The organism is Flavobacterium amniphilum (assembly GCF_023634845.1).
GTDB lineage: Bacteria > Bacteroidota > Bacteroidia > Flavobacteriales > Flavobacteriaceae > Flavobacterium > Flavobacterium amniphilum.
The window spans coordinates 1-23,284 of sequence record NZ_JAMLJL010000029.1; the positions used below are offsets into that span (position 1 = coordinate 1).

At 36.5% G+C, this 23,284-nt stretch carries 24 protein-coding genes; 23 read left to right on the top strand and 1 reads right to left on the bottom strand.

Translation table 11 applies throughout. The features are described 5' to 3' along the window. Positions 1–298 precede the first annotated feature (298 nt). The 20 genes from NAT51_RS19080 to tssD (NAT51_RS19175) all read left to right on the top strand — a co-directional run bounded on the left by NAT51_RS19080 (position 299) and on the right by tssD (NAT51_RS19175) (position 15,157). Complete coding sequence (locus NAT51_RS19080) at positions 299–817, top strand: hypothetical protein (protein WP_250601606.1); 519 nt, start codon at positions 299–301, stop codon at positions 815–817. Positions 818–874: 57 nt separating this feature from the next. Continuing rightward, on the top strand, positions 875–1,462 hold the full coding sequence (locus NAT51_RS19085) for a hypothetical protein (protein ID WP_250601608.1): 588 nt from the start codon (positions 875–877) through the stop codon (positions 1,460–1,462). A 366-nt stretch (positions 1,463–1,828) separates the two neighbouring features. Continuing rightward, a complete protein-coding gene (locus NAT51_RS19090) occupies positions 1,829–2,836 on the top strand; it encodes a transposase (RefSeq protein WP_250601610.1) in 1,008 nt (335 codons plus the stop codon). A gap of 188 nt (positions 2,837–3,024) precedes the next feature. Next, a complete protein-coding gene (locus tag NAT51_RS19095) occupies positions 3,025–3,618 on the top strand; it encodes a hypothetical protein (RefSeq protein ID WP_250601612.1) in 594 nt (197 codons plus the stop codon). A gap of 158 nt (positions 3,619–3,776) precedes the next feature. After that, complete coding sequence (locus NAT51_RS19100) at positions 3,777–4,352, top strand: hypothetical protein (RefSeq protein ID WP_250601614.1); 576 nt, start codon at positions 3,777–3,779, stop codon at positions 4,350–4,352. Then, positions 4,349–4,810, top strand: a complete 462-nt coding sequence (locus NAT51_RS19105; protein ID WP_250601616.1) for a GNAT family N-acetyltransferase — start codon at positions 4,349–4,351, stop codon at positions 4,808–4,810. Before NAT51_RS19100 ends, NAT51_RS19105 begins: the two co-directional genes overlap by 4 nt. A gap of 67 nt (positions 4,811–4,877) precedes the next feature. Then, positions 4,878–5,687 carry a penicillin-binding transpeptidase domain-containing protein gene (locus NAT51_RS19110; protein WP_250601618.1) on the top strand — a complete coding sequence of 270 codons (810 nt, stop codon included), beginning with the start codon at positions 4,878–4,880 and terminating at the stop codon, positions 5,685–5,687. A 134-nt stretch (positions 5,688–5,821) separates the two neighbouring features. Continuing rightward, positions 5,822–6,673, top strand: a complete 852-nt coding sequence (locus NAT51_RS19115) for a hypothetical protein (protein ID WP_250601620.1) — start codon at positions 5,822–5,824, stop codon at positions 6,671–6,673. Between the two features lie 260 nt (positions 6,674–6,933). Next, positions 6,934–8,178 (top strand): hypothetical protein, encoded by a 1,245-nt coding sequence (locus tag NAT51_RS19120; RefSeq protein ID WP_250601622.1) that lies wholly within the window; start codon positions 6,934–6,936, stop codon positions 8,176–8,178. Positions 8,179–8,239: 61 nt separating this feature from the next. After that, a complete protein-coding gene (locus NAT51_RS19125; RefSeq protein ID WP_250601623.1) occupies positions 8,240–8,536 on the top strand; it encodes a hypothetical protein in 297 nt (98 codons plus the stop codon). Positions 8,537–8,664: 128 nt separating this feature from the next. Further along, on the top strand, positions 8,665–9,144 hold the full coding sequence (locus tag NAT51_RS19130) for a hypothetical protein (protein WP_250601625.1): 480 nt from the start codon (positions 8,665–8,667) through the stop codon (positions 9,142–9,144). A gap of 47 nt (positions 9,145–9,191) precedes the next feature. After that, a complete protein-coding gene (locus NAT51_RS19135; protein WP_250601627.1) occupies positions 9,192–9,590 on the top strand; it encodes a DUF4279 domain-containing protein in 399 nt (132 codons plus the stop codon). Positions 9,591–9,698: 108 nt separating this feature from the next. Further along, the gene (locus tag NAT51_RS19140) at positions 9,699–10,604 is read left to right on the top strand and encodes a hypothetical protein (protein WP_250601629.1); all 906 of its coding nucleotides are present in this window, start codon (positions 9,699–9,701) and stop codon (positions 10,602–10,604) included. 32 nt (positions 10,605–10,636) lie between these two features. Continuing rightward, positions 10,637–11,212 (top strand): Crp/Fnr family transcriptional regulator, encoded by a 576-nt coding sequence (locus tag NAT51_RS19145; RefSeq protein WP_250601651.1) that lies wholly within the window; start codon positions 10,637–10,639, stop codon positions 11,210–11,212. A gap of 67 nt (positions 11,213–11,279) precedes the next feature. Next, on the top strand, positions 11,280–11,720 hold the full coding sequence (locus NAT51_RS19150) for a carboxymuconolactone decarboxylase family protein (RefSeq protein WP_250601631.1): 441 nt from the start codon (positions 11,280–11,282) through the stop codon (positions 11,718–11,720). Positions 11,721–11,835: 115 nt separating this feature from the next. Then, positions 11,836–12,258: a Fur family transcriptional regulator gene (locus tag NAT51_RS19155; RefSeq protein ID WP_250601633.1), complete on the top strand. Its 423-nt coding sequence runs from the start codon at positions 11,836–11,838 to the stop codon at positions 12,256–12,258. Positions 12,259–12,687: 429 nt separating this feature from the next. Further along, entirely contained in the window at positions 12,688–13,074 is a 387-nt protein-coding gene (gene tssD / locus NAT51_RS19160) for a type VI secretion system tube protein TssD (protein ID WP_250601635.1), read from the top strand. A 70-nt stretch (positions 13,075–13,144) separates the two neighbouring features. Further along, positions 13,145–13,834, top strand: coding sequence for a hypothetical protein (locus NAT51_RS19165; protein ID WP_250601637.1), 690 nt, complete (start codon positions 13,145–13,147; stop codon positions 13,832–13,834). A gap of 55 nt (positions 13,835–13,889) precedes the next feature. Beyond that, positions 13,890–14,525, top strand: a complete 636-nt coding sequence (locus NAT51_RS19170; RefSeq protein ID WP_250601639.1) for a hypothetical protein — start codon at positions 13,890–13,892, stop codon at positions 14,523–14,525. Between the two features lie 245 nt (positions 14,526–14,770). Then, positions 14,771–15,157 carry a type VI secretion system tube protein TssD gene (tssD, locus tag NAT51_RS19175; RefSeq protein ID WP_250601641.1) on the top strand — a complete coding sequence of 129 codons (387 nt, stop codon included), beginning with the start codon at positions 14,771–14,773 and terminating at the stop codon, positions 15,155–15,157. Positions 15,158–15,212: 55 nt separating this feature from the next. On the opposite strand, the gene NAT51_RS19180 is transcribed toward tssD (NAT51_RS19175), so the two are convergent. Next, positions 15,213–15,377 carry a hypothetical protein gene (locus tag NAT51_RS19180; RefSeq protein WP_250601643.1) on the bottom strand — a complete coding sequence of 55 codons (165 nt, stop codon included), beginning with the start codon at positions 15,375–15,377 and terminating at the stop codon, positions 15,213–15,215. A 128-nt stretch (positions 15,378–15,505) separates the two neighbouring features. Between NAT51_RS19180 and NAT51_RS19185 the strand changes: the two genes are divergently transcribed. The 3 genes from NAT51_RS19185 to NAT51_RS19195 all read left to right on the top strand — a co-directional run. Continuing rightward, complete coding sequence (locus NAT51_RS19185) at positions 15,506–17,554, top strand: type VI secretion system Vgr family protein (RefSeq protein WP_250601645.1); 2,049 nt, start codon at positions 15,506–15,508, stop codon at positions 17,552–17,554. A 1-nt stretch (position 17,555) separates the two neighbouring features. Further along, positions 17,556–18,899: a hypothetical protein gene (locus tag NAT51_RS19190; RefSeq protein WP_250601647.1), complete on the top strand. Its 1,344-nt coding sequence runs from the start codon at positions 17,556–17,558 to the stop codon at positions 18,897–18,899. Positions 18,900–18,916: 17 nt separating this feature from the next. Then, positions 18,917–23,284, top strand: a 4,368-nt coding sequence (locus NAT51_RS19195) for a DUF6531 domain-containing protein (RefSeq protein WP_250601649.1), incomplete at its 3' end; no start/stop codon positions are given.

Here is a 23,284-nt window from a genome sequence, read left to right on the forward strand (position 1 = left end):
CATTCCAATTTTGAAATTGTAGCAGTAAGGTAAAAAAAAACCTCCTTTAAATGGCTTTAAAAAGAGGTTTTATAAAATGTTTTTTGGAGTTATTTTGAAAAAATAGTAGTTGTGCAACAGTTACCGCTGTTAACCGCTGTCAGGGTTAAAACCGCTGACAGGGTTTGAATGCCGGAAAAATCAGGTGGTTTTAACGGAACAATCTTTTCGTATATTTGACTTTAGCCTTACGAAAGACCAAGAAACAAAAAAGCGACTTCTTAAAGTTGGATGAACATTATTCATAATAGTCTAAAAAATGTATTTAAAAATTCAATACCTGCCTCTATTTTTTCTGTTATTAATTTCCTGTAACTCCAAGCCAGAAAAACAGGAACATTTTAAACCACTGACAATCAGCAAAGATTCCCTGACAGTTCCTTCTTTTACGATTCAGTTAAATCTTTCCGATCAGGCAGAAAGAAAATTGCAACTTGAAAACGAAACCGTTATACTGGACATCGAATTTATCGGAACGCCTAAAAACAGAATCCACCAAGATTATAAATACGAATATTATGATGAAAACGGGCGGATTAAGATTGGAAAAAAAACCTTCGAATTAAAAAGCGAAAGAAACATTGTAATCGATAGTTGCAAAATTTCAAAAGGATTACTGGATTTAATTAAGGACAAGGCATACTTTACGACAATTAGTGTGGTTAGTGGCAGAAAATCTTCAGAAAACAACCTCTTGGATTGTGAATTTGTAATGAAAAATATTGAAACTATCAAAAACCAAACTATCCTAATAAACGGGAAACTTATCGGAGAATAAGACACTATATACAAAGATGGTTGCTAAAATTATCCCTTTAGCTATTAAAATATTCAAATGACAAAAACTAAATCTAATATTTGGGAAGAATTTGCAAACGCAACAGGTGGCAAATTTGTTGAAAGAGATGAAAACTGGCTTTCAGACAAAGCCGAGATTGATCATAATGGCTGGAAAATCATTTTCGACAACCACACAATATGTTCGGACAAATTTCAACAGGAAATGACCCGGGTAATTGCCCCAATTGTTACAGTAGACAAATTCAGGTTTGAAATTTACCGGAATGGTTTCATCCGGTCTATTGAAAAAATATTTGGTGCCCAGGATATTAAAATTGGACGCCAGGAATTTGACAAAACTTTTATTATCAAATCAAATAATGAGTTTAAGATTAAAAGTCTGCTTCAAAACCAAAAAATAAGAAGTCTTATTGAAAATGAAAAAGAAGTCAATCTGGAACTATCTGATCAAAAAGGCGTTTGGGGCGTTAAACTCCCCGAAAAAGAACTTGAATTACAGTTTTATACGGATGGAGCAATCAATAATATAGAGCATTTAAAATCGTTACTCAGCCTTTTTCAGGAATTACTCGATACTTTGTATCAAATGAAATCGATTGAAAATAAGAAAAAACAGTGTTAAATGTGATGCTTTATTTTAGACTTCTTGGACTTTTTAGACTACTTAGAACCTTGGAGCTTATTTTTTTAACCGCTGACAGGGTTGGGATGGCAATTACAATAAGAAGGCACGGATTGCACCCGGGGCTTCATACGAACAGACGAAGTAAATCCGCCTTTACTTTGTCTTAGATAAAAAATGATTATCTTTTTCAAAGGAAAGCAGAGGTGAACTATCAAATCCGCCAAGCTCGTTACTTATATAGCGCAATAGTCCTCTGCCAACCCTTTGAACCCGTTGAATTGCTTCAAATAGAATGATAGACATCAAGGTCTAATAAAGGCTCTAAAGAAGTTCAACATTTTTTATTCTTCTAAAATCAAAGTTATGAAAAAGTATTTGTTCCATGTTGGTATTGACATCTCAAAACTAAAGTTGGATGTTGTTGTAATTAGTGCTGAAACCACAAATTCAGTTGAGCATTTTATAGTTGATAATACTCAAAAGGGAGTAAAAGCCATTATAAGATCGTTGATAAAGAGAAAAATTGATTTAACTACGATTTTGTTTTGTTGTGAAAATACTGGTGTTTATACTTTTCCCTTAAGAGCCTATTTGTCTGAAAAGCATCTTGATTATTGTATTGTTCCTGCTATTGAAATCAAAAGATCCAAAGGTATTACCAGAGGAAAAAATGATAAGACAGATGCGAAGGATATTGCCTTGTATAGTATTAGAAATATTGATAAGCTTCAGCTTTCTGCTATTGCAGAAAAAGAAATACAACAGCTAAGATTATTATATACAGAAAGAGAAAAAGTAATGAAATCACTTTTGTTGTTTGGAGCATCTAAAGAAAATGAAGCTTTTACCACGAAAGAAATTTACAAAGTAGTTGCATTAGTAAATGCTAAAACAATACAGGCATTACAAAATTCATTGAAATTTATTGAGGCAAAAATGAAAGAAATTATTAAAAATCATGTTGAGTTGAATCAACAGTTTGAGTTGATAAAAAGTGTTCCAGGTGTCCGACAGCAAACCGCTATTTATTTAATTATCGCCACAAAAGGTTTTAAAGCATTTACTTCGTCAAGAAAGTTTGCTTGTTATGCTGGAGTTGCTCCTTTTGAGTATAGATCTGGTTCTAGTGTAAGGGGAAGAACCAAAGTGAGTAATATGGCTGATAAAAAGATGAAATCGCTATTACAAATGTGTGCTTTATCTGCAATTAAATATGACCCGCAGCTTAAAGAATATTATAATAACAAGAAAGAACAAGGCAAAAATGGCATGTTAGTTTTAAACAATATAAGATGCAAAATTATAAGTAGGGTTTTCTCTGTGGTTAGCAGACAAACTCCGTTTGTAGATATCTATAAATTTGCATCCTAATTTTTTAATTAAAGTTGTTTTTTATCATAGAATGCGCTATAGGTATGATGTAAATGCAGACTATTCTGAATAAATAAGCCACTACAAATACAATTTATTATCTTTAGGCACGGATTCCTTCTGCAGGGTTATGTTTAAGTGCAAATCAGCACTATGGGGATTATACAAATAACAGATCAATTTTAAAAATGAAAACAACGGAAAACAAAGTATTGAGATATAAATCCACTTTCCTTGTATTGCTTTCTTTTTTAGTAATTTCCTGTTATTATCCAAAAGTGAAGGTTAGCAAACATGAAAAGGAGTCTATCGTTTATCCGGCAAAATCAAAACTTATCTTTACAAACACTAAAGGAGAAACAGACACTGTAAAAATTTATGCTGAATCACATCGCAGATTTGAGCCGAACTTTGATTTTTGGTGGGGTCAAGAAGTTGTCAAATCTGATACCCGTAACAAAAGACAATTTGGAATAACATTTGTCACTCATCCAAATTTTGAAACAAACCAAAAAAAGCATGCCACAATAAATTTGTCCCTTCGCCTTAAGTATATAAAAAGTGAGAATGATAATGGTATTGTAGTAACTATTGATGAATTCCGTGAATCCTACACCATTGATCAAATGCATAATGACAGTTTAGTCTTTAAAGATAGAGTTACATACAATCCTAAAACCTGTCCGGAAAACGATTATTGCATCAAAAAAGTAATTTATCACAAAAAGAAAGGCATTATTTTAGTTGAAAAAGGCAGTGGTGAAATCTGGACCTTAAAATAAAAACTTATGCCGGTCCTCCAGCCATGCATATAGTTCCAAGTTAAACCTTGTTGGTTTTACATAAAACCCAAAGACAATTTTATATATTTGATTCGTTCTGCCGGAATCGTTTGAAAACAAAAACCATAACCTAAAACCTACGGGACGTTTACAGCAATATGATGACAAAAGAAAAAATCAAGAAGCTACTGTTTCCATTCCATATAATTTGCGGTGCAATTCTTTTATTGAATTTATTATCCGGTCATTTTTTACAATTCACTCTTTATTTTGAACTATCACAGCTAATAAAATATTGCTTCCTGATTTCCGGTATCGTTTTGTTTTTTGTTGTTAAAGATTTTAAAGGCTATTTTTCAATTTATGCCATTTCCCCTGTTGTTGTACTGGCCAGTATATTTTTTGGTATTGCCGGTATTGTAATCGCCTTTTTAATGCTTTCCTTCATATGGCCTAAAAGTACCATTGCAAATACCGATAATTACCTACTGTATGCCAAAGCCTGCGGACCATTGAAAGCACGTGATGAATTTGAACTTACCGAACGTACCTGCTTCATTTTTGAGAGAAGACTTGCCGAATTTAAAGATGACGTGAATAATGGAGATCTGGAAAACAGCAAGATTGCTATCGTTAATGATTCGGCCCAAATCAAATTTACCAAAGAGGACTGGAACAAGGAAACAGACACTTGGGTAAAAAAAGACACCTTAATCAAAATACAGATCCCATGACCCTAACCATACGTGAAGCGCTCGAAACGGAAATTGAGATACTACTGAATTTTGAAAGCGGAATAATTGCCGCGGAAAGACCGTTTGACAACACTTTAAAAGAAGGAGAAATTCATTATTATAACCTACTCGAGCTGATTAAAAGTGAGAAAGCAACCGTGATAGTCGCTGATGTTAACAATGAAGTGGTTGGGTCAGGTTATGCCAAAATCTTAAAGGCCAAACCGCATCAGAAGTACAGCGAATATGCGTATTTGGGGTTTATGTATGTGAAGCCTGAATTCAGGGGACAGGGTATCAACCAGAAAATTTTACAGCATCTTATCGCCTGGTCTAAAGAACAAAACCTGACCGAAGTCCGCTTAGAAGTGTATGATGAAAATGTCATTGCCAAAAATGCTTATTTAAAAGCTGGGTTTAAGTCCAACTTACTGGAAATGAGAATGGAGATTAAGTAATGATTTTGAATCCCATAACTTTATAAAACCGGCTGAACTTCAACCATCAATTAAAGCAACAATCAGCATGAAGGGAATACTTATATTTTTTTGCACTTTTCTATTCATAACCTCCTATGGGCAGGCAGACTTTAAAAAATACTTTGATAATTTAGGTTTAAAAGGCAGTACCACGGTTTATGATTTAAAAAACAACACCTGGATCCAAACCGACAGTACAGACGCAGTGGCCGCCACCCTTCCGGCTTCAACATTTAAAATCCCGAATACCCTTATTGCCCTTGAATACAAAGCGGTTAAGAACGAAAATGAAATCTTAAAATGGGACAGTATACCTAAAACGCATTTGGGTCATGTTATCGATTCCTGGAATCAGGACACCGATCTTAAAAATGCGTTCCGGAACTCAACCGTTTGGTTTTATGTGGAAATAGCCAAACGCATTGGAAGGGCAAAATACCGGAAGTTACTCAAAGAATGCCATTACGGGAACGGTAATTATACCGAAAAAGGAATTGACTTCTGGAATTACGGTGACTTTGCCATTACACCTAAGAACCAAATTGAATTTCTGATTAAACTATACCAAAACAAGCTTCCGTTTTCAAAAAAAACAATCGAGAAAACAAAGGAGATTATGATTGCTGAGCAAACGGATGCTTACACCTACCGAGGCAAAACAGGCTGGACAAGAAAAAATGATACCGATATCGGCTGGTGGGTAGGTTATTTAGAGACAAAAGACAACGTTTACTTTTTTGCCACCAGGATTCTAAAGAACAGTTCAGACGACAATCCTGACTTTTCTAAGGGACGGAAAGAAATAACCCGGAATATTTTGAATGAAATTATTGAAAAGCAAAAGGATAATCGTTGACAGTAAAAGGCATTAACTGTTCAATCCGGATAATTTTTCTTTATCAGACTTTGGTATATTTATTGCTGTTGATAATAAAACACCTACATTTTAGTGCTGGTGACACCTTACCCATTATTAAGAAACATCATACAATGAAATCCAAATTCATCATCCTTATACTCATTTTGGTTTTTAATTTATCTTATAGTCAAATCTATAATTGTAGCGTTCATGAAAACCAACTAAAAATCTATGACTTTGCATTAACCAACCTTAACACAATTAAGAAACATACCAAAAGTGACTTAATCATAGTTTCTATTGACTTTAATGACAAATCATCTCTTTTGGAAAACATTCGCTATTATCAATACCCAAAAGACTATACAGAAGGTGAAATCGATGAAAAATATAGCATAACCGTTTGGAATGAACTCGACCTTTTTATCCGAAAATCATTTGAATTTTGCCCAAGGTCAAATTTTGAAGATGAACATTCTGAGTACACCAGAATACGTTTCGGACTTCCATTGGTCAAAGAAAACATAGCAGAAGCTATCGGCAACGTAACTAAAAACCTAAGTGAAATCAAGCAGCTCCAAATTTCAAATGAAATCAATGAAAACACTAATTTCACCTTAACGGTGAATAATCTTAAGATTAATAGGGAAAAGCCAATAAAATTAGCCCATCCGATAGTAGGCAAACTGAACATCTACCAATCGGATATCGTAAAGATTTCCGATAATTATTTTCTGATTTTCAAGGTTCTGAAAACATCCGAATTGAACAAGAACCTTCCAGTTTTCTACTTTGAATACAAACTGTTTTATGTTCATCAGGGAAAAACATCATTAGTCAGTAAAGGAGCCCATCAAACTATACTTAATAAGCATGTTGAAATCATTGAACAAGAATCAATAATTGACGTTGCTAACGAAATGGAAAATGAAAAAAAAATGATTCAGGAAACGGATATTAGTTTTGAAGTCAAATTTGAATAATTAAACAATAACCAGTGTTTACATCTATTTCGTTTTTTTAGCTTCATACTTTCAATACAAGTCAGTTTTGACCACTGATTCACTATTTATTTTGGTTTAATTATAAATCCGGCATCATTTTAGCGGTATATCATTCTGAAAATGAATATCTCAAGAATTTTGTTAAGATATCGGCCAACCTTTCGTGTCAAAACATCATCTTACATTATAGATGAAGCAACCAAATTTTTAAGTACCACAAAAAATTAAACAATACGATTATGAAACAGTTAATTTCAGCCTTTGCCGTTTTACTTTTCACGGCCCATGCTTTTGGACAGAGTGAATTTAAAACCTACTCCAACAATCTTATTTACAGTGTAAAAACGATGAAAAAACTGGAGCATATTGTAGATTCACTGAACCTGAAATACAAGGTTTGTGACTACAATAAAGTCTTTCATTCCAAATACCAGACCATAGGTCATTTCATAGAACTTGACACAGGCGATGTGAAGCAGGCGAAGAAAGACATGGAAAACAATATTCCTTTTGACGACTTTGTACGGAAATATCCAAATGCAGGAGTACGGAAAAACATACTGGTTGTAAAATATCAATACAAAGACCATAAGAAAAGAGATATGGCCGAATTTTCGGAAATCAGTTTAAATGGCGGTTATGGTATTGAAATTACACAGGAAAACAAGGACAATGCTTACAGCAAGCCATCAAAAAATACCTGGAAATTTGAGTACAATGAAAAATCGAAATATTCTAAAGAGTCAGCAATTGCCTTTTATTTTCCGGATGAATTCAAATCGGTTTCCCTTGACATGAAATACAACAGGCAAATTGGTTATTCCGATTGTCTGATTGATACCGTTGCCACAAAATACAAGGAACATTTAGAGCAAGGTTGGGTTGAATTACCCAAAAACTGGCAGGATCTGTCAGATAAGAAAAAAGAAAAATTACTGGACGAAATGCGTTCTACAAGAGTGATTGGCGGTTGTAGTATGGACAGCAGACCAAGGGAGCATGCCATGAACATTGCTTTGTTATCTGCCGAAACCACGAATTGGGGCGTGTTTTTAAAATCCCATCTGGACATTATGAACGACCGTTTTGAGAGAGTATCTGACGGCAGTTATGCTTTTGGGCAACGGAAAACCTATATCAAGGAACTGGAAGAACTGGATATCAATGTACAGGATTTACTCATCGGGATATCGCTACGGGTTGAAAATCCGGCTGAAAACCATTATTACGGAAGTATAGGCAGACTTGGCCGGGCTATTTCAGAATCAGAGCACAAAGAAGCATTCAAGAAGCAAATACTATCAATGATAGAAGACCAGCAGCTTGATGATTACAACCGGGTTTTAGCTTATTATCTGTTTTTAAATTTCAACAGTTACCTGGATAATGAAAAAGAGCAAAAGGAAAATACCGCACTTTTAGAAAAAGCGGTTCAGACAATGCCGGTGTATTTGAGTGAAAAGATTAAATTGAAGGAGGGATAGTATCTGTTTGCATAAAATTGACTGTACACCAAATAGATATAAACCGAATTAAAAAGACAATATGATAAACAACCGAGAAATATATTTCATGCTATTTTTAGCAGTCATCAACCCATTCATTTATTTCATCCTGCTTCCCTATGCACAAATTAGGGCCAACAGTCATATGGATGCCGGACCTGCTTTCAGTCTTATCTTACTTGTTATCAGTATCATTATAACTATCACATCTATTAAAAGATATTTAAAAACCAAAGAAATAAGGATTTTCTTGTTTCCATTTATTACAATTGTGAATTTAGTTTATTGGGCATACCGGTTAGGTACATTGGAATGCTTTGGGTGTTCGGCCGGTTGAAAGTAAAAATTATATTTTAAGCATGAATTACAAGCATTTCATATATTTGGTTTCATTTATAATAGATTAAAAATAACTTAACACAATTAGTTGGACGTTAGAAATTATTCAAAAAAAATACATCAAACATGTGGATAACCCGAATATCATTAGACCTTTATGGTGAAGACTTTTCGCCCGGTAAATTTCTTGAAGAAGTAACCGATAAAATCCATGTTTTTTCTTCAAACGAACAAGATGATAAAAAACATAAAAGAACTGAAGAAGTGTATGGATTTGGGAGTTTGTCCGTTCTTTGCCCTCAAATTTATGGTCTTCAATATCAAATGGCAGAATATGAAAATTGGTACTTTGATTTTTTGGACAAAAACAAGTTACTTATTGACAGGCATAATGTGAATGAAATTAATCTTTTCATTGAGATATTCCATGATGGAGGTCAGTTGAATTTTGAAATTTTTTCAAGGGAATTACTAAAAAAGGCAGGATTATACAACATTGCCATTCCGGTAAGTTACTATAAACTGACTACAGAAGAAATTATTGATATGATTAAAGATACTGACATCCCACAAGACAGATTGAATGAATTGATCAAAACAAGCTGATTGCACAGCCAACAACACAAACCTATCGAAAAGAACGGAACAGAAAAATGACAAATACAACAGGATATACCTATTTTGCAATAAAAACTGAAAATAAAAATTTTGGATTGGATACTTTTAACAAATACCTTTCCATTCAGCCAACCCGTTTTGAGAAAATGTTTTCACGGGGTAAAATTCCTTCCTGTACCATTTGGGAATATTCTTCCAGCCCATTAAAAAATCCAATTTATTTTGAAGAAATTGAAAAGCTTGTTGCGAAACTTAATGAACACAAGCCGGAGTTTTTAAAATTAAAATCTGAAAACCCTGAAGTTGATTTTGTTTTGCAGGTAGTAGTCAAATTGGGAGATGAAACCCCGGGATTATCTTTCAGCAAGGAAATAATACAATTTATTAATGATACAGATGCCATTATTGACTGCGATATTTATAATAGCAAGTAATTGTTTTAAACCGCCTGTCTGATCCGGATTAGATTCTAAATTATAAATTTGACCAAGTCTGTAAATCAAAAAAACATGACCTCCCTGCCCCAATACCCAAACAAAAAAATGAGAACATTTATACTATTTACAATTACTATACTGCTGTTTAGTTGCACCGGAAAGAAGAATTCCAATACTCCTGACACTACCCGCTCACAAACACCTCAAAAAGACACTACACAAAGTAATATGGAAGTCCTGAACGAGGATAAGCATTACATTGGCTTCGTTGAAAAGTTTTCTCCTTCCAAAGAAGATGAAGTCTATATTGAACTTTACCTGAATAAAGCCAACATTTCAACTGATGAATACTACCAGCTTGAAAAACTGGCCGACTCGTTGATTTACAGTGACGATGAAAACAGCAGACACAAATTCCCCACCGGTTTAGCCCCGAAACACTTTGATTTAAGAGGCCTCTCGAAACTTGCGGTTTACGACAAGAATAATAAATTTATATGCCATGCCCACTTTGTTCGGGCAGAATATTTAAGTGAGACCATTTTCTCTAATTTCATTGCGGTTTACAAAACCGACAAAAAAAACATCCCTGACAACTGCTATGCCATCAGCAATTTTGACCAAAAGCCTGAAAAAATTAACTATTCCATTACAAAAGACACCCTTCTGACCCAAAAAATCCTGACGGAACTCAATGTTCCAAAATCCTATAACGGACTTGAAGACAGTGGGACACATTTTCAGTTTAAGGATAATGGCATGCATATTTCGGTTATTAATTCTGAGAAAGATGCCTATCTTGTTTCAGTTACCGGTGAAGAGATTAAAGTTTTATACAAAAGTACCGAGCCAGAGTACATTATAGATTTGCAAGTTATTCCGTTGGTTAAAAATAAGTATCCTTATCTTCTGACAAGAGGCGGAACACCGGAAAGTGACGTCATGTGGACCACGTTATTGTATTATGACGGAACGAATTATAGTATTGCAAAGCGACAGAGAGCTGAATAATAAGGAATCAATATCGTTAATCAAGCCAGATGATGGAAGAACTATTCAGAAAGCATTTAGAGAAATTTACTGCCGTAACCGATAGCGAGTTTTCGGAAATCGTTTCTTTTTTCAAATTAGTAACCGTAAAAAAGAAAGAAAACCTGTTGATTGAAGGTCAGATTTGCAAGCACCATTATTTTGTATTGGAAGGCTGCTTGCGGAAATTCTTTATTAATCCCAAAGGCGTGGAACAAACCACCGAATTTGCGATTGAAAACTGGTGGATTACCGATAATATCGCTTTTGAGAACAAGCTTCCTACCGAGTTTTACATTCAGTCCGTTGAAAAATCAACCCTTTTGGTAATTGACAGTGCTTCACAGGAAAAATTACTGAACGAATTCCCTAAAATAGAGCGTTATTTCCGGTTTATTTACCAAAGAGCTTATGCTGCATCCCAGATGCGGATCAAATTCCTCTACAGTTTTACAAAAGAAGAATTTTACGACCACCTCAACGAAAGGCATCCTGAATTTGTGCAACGCATCCCACAGTATTTAATTGCTTCCTTTTTAGGATTTACCCCTGAATACCTCAGCGAATTGAGAGCCAAAAGACGATCTTAAACCAGTTTAAGTTTTTTCCGTTTTATGTTATGGAACTTTGCTTCACAGAATTAAAATTATAAGCAAAATGGAAAAAAGAATAAACATTGACGAAACAGAACCACAGGCTTACAAAGCCATGTATGCACTGGAAGGTTATTTAGCCAATTCACAATTATCAAAATCCCATAAAGAACTGATTAAAATCAGGGCGTCCCAAATTAACGGATGTGCTTTTTGTATCGACATGCACACCAAAGATGCCATCAAATACGGAGAAACACCCCAGCGTATCTTTTTGCTGAGTGCCTGGCGTGAAGCCACAATTTTCAGTGAAGAAGAAAAAGTAATTTTAGCCCTTACCGAAGAAATTACCCTGATACATCATAGAGGTTTATCAGAAGAAACGTATCAGAAAGCCTTACAGTTGTTTGGTAAAAATTATCTGGCTCAAATGATTATGGCTGTGGCCACCATAAATGCCTGGAACAGGATTGCTGTGAGTACCCATTTGGAAATACCTGCATAACAGTTGTTTTTTTAAGTTTGCATAAGCTGGAGTTTTGACTTCGGCTTTTTTTATGGCATACAGCACCCAACCGACTTATTGATTTTTTATCTTTAGCCAACTAAAAAAAGTGATCATGAATCAGGAGAATGAAAAGAAATTAATCCATAAGAACACAAGACCTACGAGTATGAGGTTATTGGTTTATGATTTCATGTCCAATCAGAAAGCAGCTTTATCACTGAATGATATTGAACAACATTTTCATTATGCCGACCGGATTACTATTTACCGCACGCTGAAAACTTTTGAAGAAAAAGGGATTATACACAGTATTCAGGAAAACACCACAACCAAATACATGCTGTGTGCTGATAAATGCAATGAAACCACCCATCAGGATTTGCATTTACACTTGTATTGCAAACTTTGCAGGCAAACCACCTGTCAGGAAAACTTTTCGTTACCACAACCTATTGCCACAAACTTCAGGATTGATGAAGTACGCTTTTTTGCCAAAGGCATTTGTTCTGATTGTCTAGATGAAAGCCTGCTCTAGTATTACATTTTTCATTTTTCAGTGAATTACTGAAGCTTTCAAAACCAAGAAACAGCAACTAGCTGTTTGTTAATTAATTAAACCCAACAAATTAACAACACAACTTCTTTTGGTAAATGTTAAATTAAAGAAAAATATTACAATTTTAATTTCTGTTTGAAATAAAATTCCTACATTAGCGTTGTTTTTATAACTCGGTATATTTTTTATTTAACCTTAACTTTTAAACTATGCACAACAACACACACAACTTAATTTTTTGCAGCAGCTGATGTTTTTATAACACAGCCAATTCTTATTTGCTGTAATCTGGTTTATGACCGTCTTTGACGGCTCTCCACGATATATATTTCTTTTCAGACGGAATACATTACTATTCGGTCAGGGATAATCTTGTCTTTATTTATTAATTTTTTTAAATATTATTTTATGTCATTTAAAGCAAAACTAAACGTTGGCGGAAAAGAGTTCAACGTATTGAATGTAAACTATGGTTTATTTCAGGAAACTGATGCAACAGGCCGTCCTTCTACAGTAACAAGAGGCGGGAAAATCGATGTAACTATTGAAGGTACAGGCTCAACTGAATTATTTGAGTGGATGACCAACAGTTTTGAGCGTAAAGACGGAAGTGTTAAGTTCTTCAAAAGAGACAGCGATGCTACGTTAAAAGAATTAAAATTCTCAGAAGGTTACTTGGTTAAACACAAAGAAAACTTCGATTCTACAGGTAAAAATCCATTAACGGAAACCTTCACTATTTCTGCAAGAAAAATTGAAATGGGAACAGGTATTTACGAAAACGAATGGGTATAACAAACTAATCAGGTCTTTGTGCCAAACGCAAGATTTAGCACAAAGGCCTTTTATTTTTTAATGATGAAACATGAGTGAAAAAATAGCCAAAGCAGCAGAAAAAATAGCTAATGACGAAACTATTTTAAATAGTTATAAAGCTTTTTATCAAGGTGAAGGATATTTTTTGACCAAAAACAGTGCATTGTTTGGAGCGAAACGCAAGCCACCCAAATTTCCGGCTTCTTCAAATGATTTTGCAAAAAAATGGAATGACAGTACCTGGTTTGTTTCCACACAAAGGAAATACCTTTTATTACTGGCAGGATTAGAAGATAACCGGAACGTACGGGATTCTGATTATTCCGGTTTAAAGAATGCCTACGACAAATGGGAATCAGGCTATTATGTTGTTTTTTATGGTGCAGATGCAAAATGGTCCTGCAATTTATTTGTTGGCGAAGCACTATATATGGCCGGTTTCGGTTCTGTCATGTCAGGAGGCAAATACCTTTCGGCCAAACAGATATGGAACGGTGAAAAACTTAAATCCGTTAAAAAAGAAGAGGTACAAAGAGGAGATATAGCTGCCTTCGGAGGTGTTCATGTTGAAGTCGTAACCAATGTCCGCAGAGGGCAATGGTTCGAAGACGATGAATTTTGTTCACGGGGTGCAGGAAGAGGGCCAACCGGAAACGGAGAAGAAAGATGTGATGCCAGTAATTGGTTATCAGGAAGCAGAGAGATCAATACTACAGATATTAAATTTTTCAGACCTTAAAATGTATAAGACTTTAATTTTATTGCTATTGCTATTTCTATCATGCAATGAAATCATGCCTAAAAAGAAACTTATCTTTTTTACGGATTCGACGTTTCAACAAAAAAAAGACTCTGTATTTGCAGATAGTCTTTCACAAATAAAGGAAGAAGCTTTTGTTCAGGTATATGGCGGCAATAACAAGCAGTCGTTTGAACAGGGCAAACTCAATAACGGAATTAAAGTGGGCCTATGGAAAAGTTACGTTGATATGCTTGACCATACTGTCTTACAGGATGAAAAACTATATTCCCCGGAAGGTGACATGACTAATTTTAAAGCTTATGATTATGACACCAAACAGGTTGTGGAAGATAAAAATTATCTCCATGATCAATTAACAGGAATACAAAAAGAATTTTACCCGACCGGAAACCTTCACGTAAGCTTTGAAACAGATGAAAAAGGAAAATATATCAATGATTTCATTGTCTTATCAGAAAAAGGAGAAACAATTTTCGCCTCTCATTTAGGCAGCCAGGGAACCGGATATATAAAGTATTATGACAAAGACAATTTCCTTATTTGGGAGGGTTCCTTTAAAAATAAGAAAAAAGAAGGCTGGCATCATGAATACATGCCGGACGCCGGTAGAAAAGCAACAACAAAAAGTATCTTATATCAAGATGACAAGCCGGTTAAAACAAAGTAAAAATCCTTAACTAAGGAAGATTTTGAACATACAACAGGAGGAGCACTATTTCAGGAGATACGAGCAGCGTATTTAAGAGTAGTATCCTATGGAGAAAAAGTTATTAAAAAGCGATTTAGAATACCCTGATTCAACGGAAACAGCATTCTGGAAAATTTACCAGTCCTATTCCGTCTTGAATAAACCATTGATTTTTAATACATAACGTGACTACATAATAAACAAACAACCTAAAAAAAACAGCTATGTCCTTTTTAGCAAAATTAGAATTAGACGACAAAACCTACAATGTTTTGGAATGCAAATACAGCTTCAGCCAGCAGATCGATAATACAGGTAAACCGCAAGGAATGCCACAAGGCGGAGAAATCAGCATCAGAATTGAAAGTACCGGTAACCCGGAACTGCTTGCCTGGATGCTCGACCATAGCAAAACAAAAGACGGCAAGATTATATTCTACCGAAGAGATGCCATGAGTAAGCTTCAGGTACTCGATTTCAAAAAAGCCTACTGCATCAACTTTGTGGAATACTTCAACTCCAGCAATAATGACCCTTTGCAAATAGAGTTTCAGCTTATTGCCAAAACATTTGATGTAAACGGAGCCACTCACGAAAAGAAATGGCGATAGCAATTTGTCACTTCTGATTCATTACTGCTGTTTGCTAATCAATTGTTTGTAGCAATTATTGAGAAGACACAGGTAAACGGAAGACAGCTTCAATTTCAAACGCATACACACCATTCTGTTTTAAACCTGAAACTATCAATTTCTGCTGTGAAATTGCCAATCCAGGGTTCTGCCAGTAATGGAACCCATGCAGGAAATTAGTACAGATACGTTCATTCATTTGCGGTAATTGGTAAAGTAAAAATCCGAAAGAAAGGAAGACATAAAAACAACAGCGTCCCTGCAAATCGAAATGAAAATCATTATAAAATCAATTTTGAATAATTGTTAAACCAAATCCCTTGAATTATGTCATTACAAGATACCGATCCTAAAAATCCAATGAATGGAGTATCAGAAGGATTAAAACAGCAAGGAATAGCTGCAGCTGAAAAAAAAATTACCGGCATAGTTACCGAAAAACTACACAACCCTGCTGTCAATATGATAGCTGAAAATAAAGATACAGTCAAAAAAGCAGTTAAAAGCGTTGCATCTGAAAAAAAACCTACAAGTGATACTCCTGTAGCAAAAAACAGTCAACCAGATAACAGTAAAAAGCAATTGTCCAAAAAAACATTTAAAGACTATCTCGCAGAACAGGACAGTCCGCTGGTTTACTGCACACTTACCATAGACCGGAAAGAATTTCTGGCCAAAAACAGTTATGTGGTAGAACTGCATCAACATACCAATGACCACGATACTTTCACCATTATAACACCGGACGATTCTTTAGACAGCTTCGAAGGTTATGTGATGGAACATTCCAAAAAACTTCTTGGTAAAAACGTCACCATTAATTTCCACCGTTATGGGGAAATCAGCCAGTCCTTTACCGGAATTATTGCCAACATCCGCAATAAAAAAGACGAAGGCGGAGGTTACGGAAAACTATACATAACCGGATACGCTCCCAGCATTTTACTGGAAAACGGAAGGGACTGTCAGAGTTATGAAAACAAAACGTTAGAAACCATTATATCAGAAGCTACCGCTGAATATCCATCGGAAGCCAAAATAACAACCGAGCAACTGAATACGAAGTATCCCATTCCCTACACAGTACAATATAAAGAATCGGATTACCAGTTTATCAAGCGTTTGGCACACCGTTACGGAGAATATTTTTACTATGACGGGCAAAGCCTTGTATTCGGTAACAAACTGCAGCCACTGATAAAATTAGGTGAGAATATAGATCTTATCGATATCGAATTCGAAATAATGATCAAACCACAAGCCTTTAAATACATGGCTTATGACAGTATTTCGGCAGAAGTAAAAGAGAAAGATTCAGATTCGGTAAAAGCCCAGTTCAAAGAAAACGGTTACCAGACGATAGCCGTGAATGCTTCCAGGGAAGTGTTCAAGAAAAAAGCGGAAATGCTTTTTAATGCCACATCACAACAAAATGTGGAAAGAGACCTCAACGAAATGGTGCTTCGCCAAAAAGAAAGCCGTGAACACCTGATGCAGATAAGAGGCCGAAGCCGTGACCCTAAACTAAAAATTGGAGGAAGAGCCGAAGTTTCAGACATCAATGCCAAAGCGATGGAAACCTACCGCATCATAGAAATCAATCATTTCCATGACGGTAATGAATATTACAACGAATTTACAGGCATCCCGGATATCTACATCTCTCCTTTCTTTGATGAAGATGCATTCCCTACCTGTGAAGAGCAATCTGCAATTGTAATGCAGAATGACAATCCGCAGGGAATGATCAAAGTCCAATTCCCTTGGCAGAAAAAGAAAGGCTTAACAACACCGTGGCTGCGTGTGGTTACACCTTATGCCGGAAAAGGCAAAGGAATGCATATCATCCCTGAAGTTGGCGAAGAAGTAATTATTGGTTTTGACAACGGCAACGCAGAACGCCCTTTTGTCTTTGGAGCCATGTTCAACGGCAAAGCCAGCGCCGGTAAAGGTGGTTCGGGGAATTATGTTAAAGGCTTGCAGACGGCCAGCGGCAATAAACTCCACATGGATGATAATGCAGGAAGTGTACATCTTGCCGATAAAGGCGGAGCCGATTTAAAATTTGACGGAGCCGGAAATGTCACCCTCAATGCCAATACCAGTATCACATTTACCTGTGGGGGAGCAGAAATCAAGATGACACAAGACGGTACAATCGTAATCAGCGGTGATGTAAAAGTAAAAATCGACACCAAAGAAGCTGAAATTACAGGAACTACATCCGTAAAAACCAACAGTGATTCACTTATTGAGGAGAAGGCTCCAAAAATAGGAATGAACGGACAAACAGAAGTAGCCATAGAATCCACGACAGTTAATGTTAACGGATCGGCGATGACCAATGTAAAAGGGGGAACTGTAAATCTTAATTAAAATGCAGAGTAACGAACATAATCCGATTGCAGTCCGTATTGGTAAAATATCCAAACTTTGGGCAAATACACGTGACAAAAGACCTCAAGGAAGGTTTTTCCAAGTGATTTGCAATCAGGAAGATTTTATTTTAGTGAATGGGTTTATCCAGATAGAAGCATCAGAACACGGGAAGAGCAACGATTCTTTCCTTATGTTTTCTGTTGATTTTGACAATGAAAGTCAGTTTTTAACCGATTTTATTAACGAATGGTTTACCGCTTTTGATCGCGATTTGGAAAAATATCCGAATTGGCATTGGGAAGATTTTGAAAGACTAAAAAAAGATTATAGGGTATTACCGGACAACAATCCGGGTACTCTGAATAAATTCCTGACAGAACTGCTTGTAAGTTTTAAAAAATTTGAAGCAAAAAAAGAAAACTTGATCATAATAGGATTAGTCCCTAAAAAAGTATCCGACAACAATAGTTATAATTCCTTTCTAAAAAAAACAATTACATCAATATCTAATGATTATGGCCTGATGGTAATTGATTTTTACGGAAAAGAGAAGCATACCGAATTAGTGTCTGATTTAGACTTATCAGGAGCACAAATTCTTGTTCCGGATCAAAATATGGCGGGATCGTATAAAGAACTGGCAACCCAGGGCAATCCAAACAATCCGCAGGTGAAGTTCAGAAAATGCTTGTTTGAAATTGGCGAAAGTGCCGCTGAAAACAACAGAAAACAAGTCCATTACTGGGGAAAACAAATGCTGGATGTTACACAATCGACAGGGGACCGTTCTTTTTGGGCCTCTGCCCATTTGATTTATGCCGGTTTTTTGTTTCAGTTTAAAGACGATGACAGCATCTTTAAATTACTGGATAAAGGCATCCGGATCTCAGAAGCCGAGTACAAGAATAATAAGCAAGCAGCGGGAACATTGATGCAACTCTATTCGTACAAAGCTTCTTATTACAGTATTATAGGAAAAAAGGATGAGGCTGTACAAAACTTCGTAAAACAATCCCAAATAGCGGAAGATGTTGAGATGATTGAACAAATGATTCTGGCCAACATTTATGCCTTGCTGGTCATTAAAAACGAGAACAATGATTTGTATAAAAAAATCATCACCAAAAGTTTCCAAAAAGGATATCTGTTATCTGACGGGCTATTGAAAGTGATCAATTTTGCATTTATAACAGAGCGGTATCTTGATTTGGATACCCATGAAATTACGTTTTCTGAAAAACTTCAGATTGAAGACAGAATGAAATCGATATACGGTAACGACTGGAGGGAATATGCCAAAAAAATATCCTCTACCATGAAACCGGTCTATGAAAACCAATAGAAAAACAAATTACAAGTATGTTGTTAGCAGATAATCATTTTACACCGGTTATAGGAATTGATATTCATTTTACGACACTTCCTCCATTTAATCCCTTTCATCCCTATATCGGGTTTGTTATTGATCCTGCGGATTATATTCCATTTCTGGGAGCTACCGTTCATGTTAACGGTATTAAAAGAGGTGTTTCGGATACCAGTGGTATAATTATTCCTTTGGTACATATTCCGTTGTTTACCCCGCCTTGGTTAATGACCCCCATTATTGGGCATGAAAGCATGAATTTCTTTGCTTCCCAAACGGTATATGCTGACGGAACAAGACTTAGCCCGAAAGGTTACTTTGTCATGACCTGTAATGACATAGGCATACCGCTTTCCCTTAGTCTGGGTAAAGTAAAGGTTGGAAAAAAAATGATTCCCTTTGCTCCCACCCTGTTTGCTCCCACTTCATTTTCCTTACCTATCCCTTACGGACCACCAGTAAACGTTGGCGGTCCTTATGTTCCGGATTGGGGCGGTGCTTTAATGGGGCTACTGGCCAGTATCGGATTTAGTACCTTAATGAAATACGGAAAAAAAGCCTTCAATAAATTACTGAAAAACACCGTTGGCCCGAACAGTCTCAGCAAGCTGCTTTGTAAAGCGGGATTCGAACCGGTTAACCTTATCAACGGTGCCGTTTTTTATGAAGGCACCGACTTTGAAATTCCTTCCCCGAAAGCCGTAAAATGGGAAAGGAAATGGTATTCCGATTCTGCCTTTAAAGGATGGTTAGGACATGGAGTTCATTCTAATTATGACCGTTGTGTGGAATTGTTCCCTGAAGAAGACGCTATAGGTTTAAGACTGGAAGACGGCAGGATTGCCGCATTTCCTTTATTGGAAGAAGGAGAAGATTTTTACCTCCGTCAGGAAAAAATAAAACTTACACGTTTCGAAAATCATTATGAAGCCTTTGAGTATAACACATCAACTACCTATGTATTCGATTCTTTTAACGGTTTTGATACATACCGTCTTACCAAAATTACAGACAAAGCCGGTTTTGTTACCCAACTTCATGTAAACGGAAACCGTCTTCTGATGATAGAAGACTGTGCCGGAAGAATAATCAAAGCGTATACAAATGAGCAAGGCCTTATTTTGCGACTCTCTTTGTTACGGGAGACCAGCGAAGATATTTTGGTTTCTTACAGTTATGATGAAGACGGAAATATGATCCGCATTACAGATGCCTTGGATAAAAGCACCCGTATAAAGTATGACAATCACCTGATGGTAGAAAAAACCGATCGAAACGGACAACGTTTCTATTGGGAATACGATGGCGAAAAGACAGGCGCAAAATGTATCCACACTTGGGGCGATGGCGGTTGGCAGGAAGGCTGGATCGAATATTTTCCGGAGAAAGGCTACAATTTGGTTACCGATGCCAATGGAGCCGTAACTACCTATTATTATGAGCCCAGCCAACTCGTTACCCAAATTACCGACCCGCTTGGAAACAGCCGATTTACAGAATATAACGACTATATGGAAGTCTATCGCGAGATAGACGAAGAAGGCTACATGACCGGATATACCTATGATGATTTTGGTAACAAGACTTCTGTGGTATATCCCGACACCAGTGTAGCCCAGTTTATTTATGATGAAGAACAACGTCTCTCAATCAGTATAAATCCTGAAGGCAACCAAACCACCTATACCTACAAAAAAGACCGGAAATACTTGCTGAACAGTATTATAGAACCGGATAACGGTATTACGCAATTAGATTATAATGAAAAAGGACTGGTGGCTGAAATTTTTAAAGAAGGAAGCCGCTCCAAACTGAAATACGATGATCAGTATAACCTTATTTCGTTTACCGATGAAGAAGGAAATGCCACCACCTGGAACTACAACCACCGCGGTGATGTTATCAGTGTACAAAGTCCTGGAAACAACCAGCAGACTTTTGGTTATGATGTTTTGGGGAGAGTCACCACCATACAAAGTGCCGACCGGAATATTACCATGCTGGCTTATAATGCCTATGATGAAGTCATAGAAGCCAAAGACCAGCACCATACCGTTAAATTTGATTACACGCCACTTGGAAGTCTCCGGATGCGGGAGGAAAACAAAGCCAAAGTATTTTTCGATTATGATAAAATGGAACAGTTGGTCAGTATTACCAATGAGCATAATGAGAAATACCGTTTTACCCGTAACAAAGCCGGATATATCGCCCAGGAAGATGGTTTTGACGGCCTTTCCCGAAGATACCAACGTAACGGGAACGGCTGGGTAATACGCACCCAAAGACCCGAAAACCGATGGACGGATTATGAATATGATGCCTTGGGCAGAATTGTACTGGCCAGCCATAGTGACGGTACCTGGGAAAGTTTTGCGTACAACAAACTGGGCCAACTTCTGGAAGCCAGAAACCAGGACGTAGCCATACTATTGGAGCGTGACAAAATGGGACGTGTGATAAAAGAAACCCAAACCAGCGGCTTTATGAGTGACGAAGGTTTTAGCATTGTTTCTGAATACGACCGCAACGGGAACCGTACGAAAATGACTTCTTCCCTTGGGGCAGATGTACAAAACACTTATGATAAAAAAGGATTTTTAGAAAAAATAACTGCCCAGACCGAAGCACTGAAAGAGTCTCAAAAAGAAGCCTGGGAAGCACAACTGAAACGCAATGCGCTTGGACAGGAAGTGGAACGGAGCCTTACCGGCGGACTTACCGTAACCATGGAGTATGATGCTGCTGGAAGACCCATTGCACAAAAAGTACAACGGGGTAACAGGGATACGTACCACCGGAATTATGCCTGGAATGCCAACCACCGATTGCAACAAACCCTCAATGCCATTACCGGCGGACAGATAAATTATGCTTACGACAGCTTTGGCAATCTAGCCTCTGCTCAGTACGAAGACGGCAGCTATGATTACAAACTTCCTGACGAAGTAGGTAATCTTTACCGAACCAAAGAACGCAAAGACCGTATCTATGGTAAAGGCGGAAAACTACTGAAAGATGAAAACTGGTATTATAGCTATGACGGCGAAGGCAACCTAAAACTGAAAAGCAAACGGAAAATAGCACAGGGACAGATAGAACAACGCGAGCAGGAAAAAGAGAAAGAACAGTCTAAAAAACATTCTTTCTTTGTAGAAGAAATTAAAGGCGGAAAACCCAGCCCGAAATCGCTAGATTATTACCTGAGAAGCGATGTAAAATATACACAGCAGGATAAGGACAACTACAAAAAGCTAAAAGAAGAACAGGAAACAAGCAGCAAAGAATGGCGTCATGGCGACTGGGAGTACAACTGGTACGGAAACGGCATGCTTAAAAGTGTACGGAAACCGGATGGTACTGTAGTAAAAATGGAGTACGATGCTTTGGGCAGAAGGATTAAAAAGATTTGCAATGAAAAAGTAAACCGCTATCTTTGGGATGGTAACGTTCTTTTACACGAATGGAATTATCAAAAAGGAGAAGAACCCAGAACCACTGTTAATGACTTAGGAGAATTAATACAGGACACTAAAGAACCTGTAAATGATTTGATTACTTGGGTATATGATACTAATAATTACAACCCAAGTGCAAAAATAACAGATGAAGAAACCTACAGCATTGTAAATGATTATTTGGGAACACCTGTTCAGGCTTATAATAATAAAGGCAATTTAATTTGGGAAAGAGAACTTGATATTTACGGGAAAATCCGTAAAATTGAAGGAGACAACAACCTAATACCATTCCTTTATCAAGGACAATATTACGATAAAGATATAGAGCTTGCTTATAACCGGTTTAGGTATTATAGTCCTGAAACAGGAATATATTTGAGTCAAGATCCGATTAGATTAGATGGAAATAATCCAACTTTTTATGGATATGTACACGATTCTAATATTTGGATTGATCCTTTTGGTTTATCTGGCATCCCTAGTTTTGATGCTTTAAAAGATATGGCTCAAAATACCTTAGATTTTTCAACCACAAAAAACGGGGCAGTTTTTTGGTCCGGTCCAAATATGAAGAATGCTCAAAAATGGGCAGAATTAAATGGCAGAACTACATTAGAACAAACAGTAGGAGGCAAATATTTAAATGACTTACAATTATTTGATAATATGCCTGGTCATCAAGCAGCTGAAATATGGGATATTGCTTCTAAAAGATTTGCTGATGGAGCTAGTGGTGATATTAACGTCTTTTCTACTGGTGCGAAAAGATTTGGTCCTTTTGGAGAAAGGACTTGGTGGCGTATTGAAAAGCCCGCATTATTAAAAAATAAAAACGTTAAAAATATTTTTAGACGAAACAAAGCAGGAGGAAAAACTAAAAACGGACATATTAAATGTAGA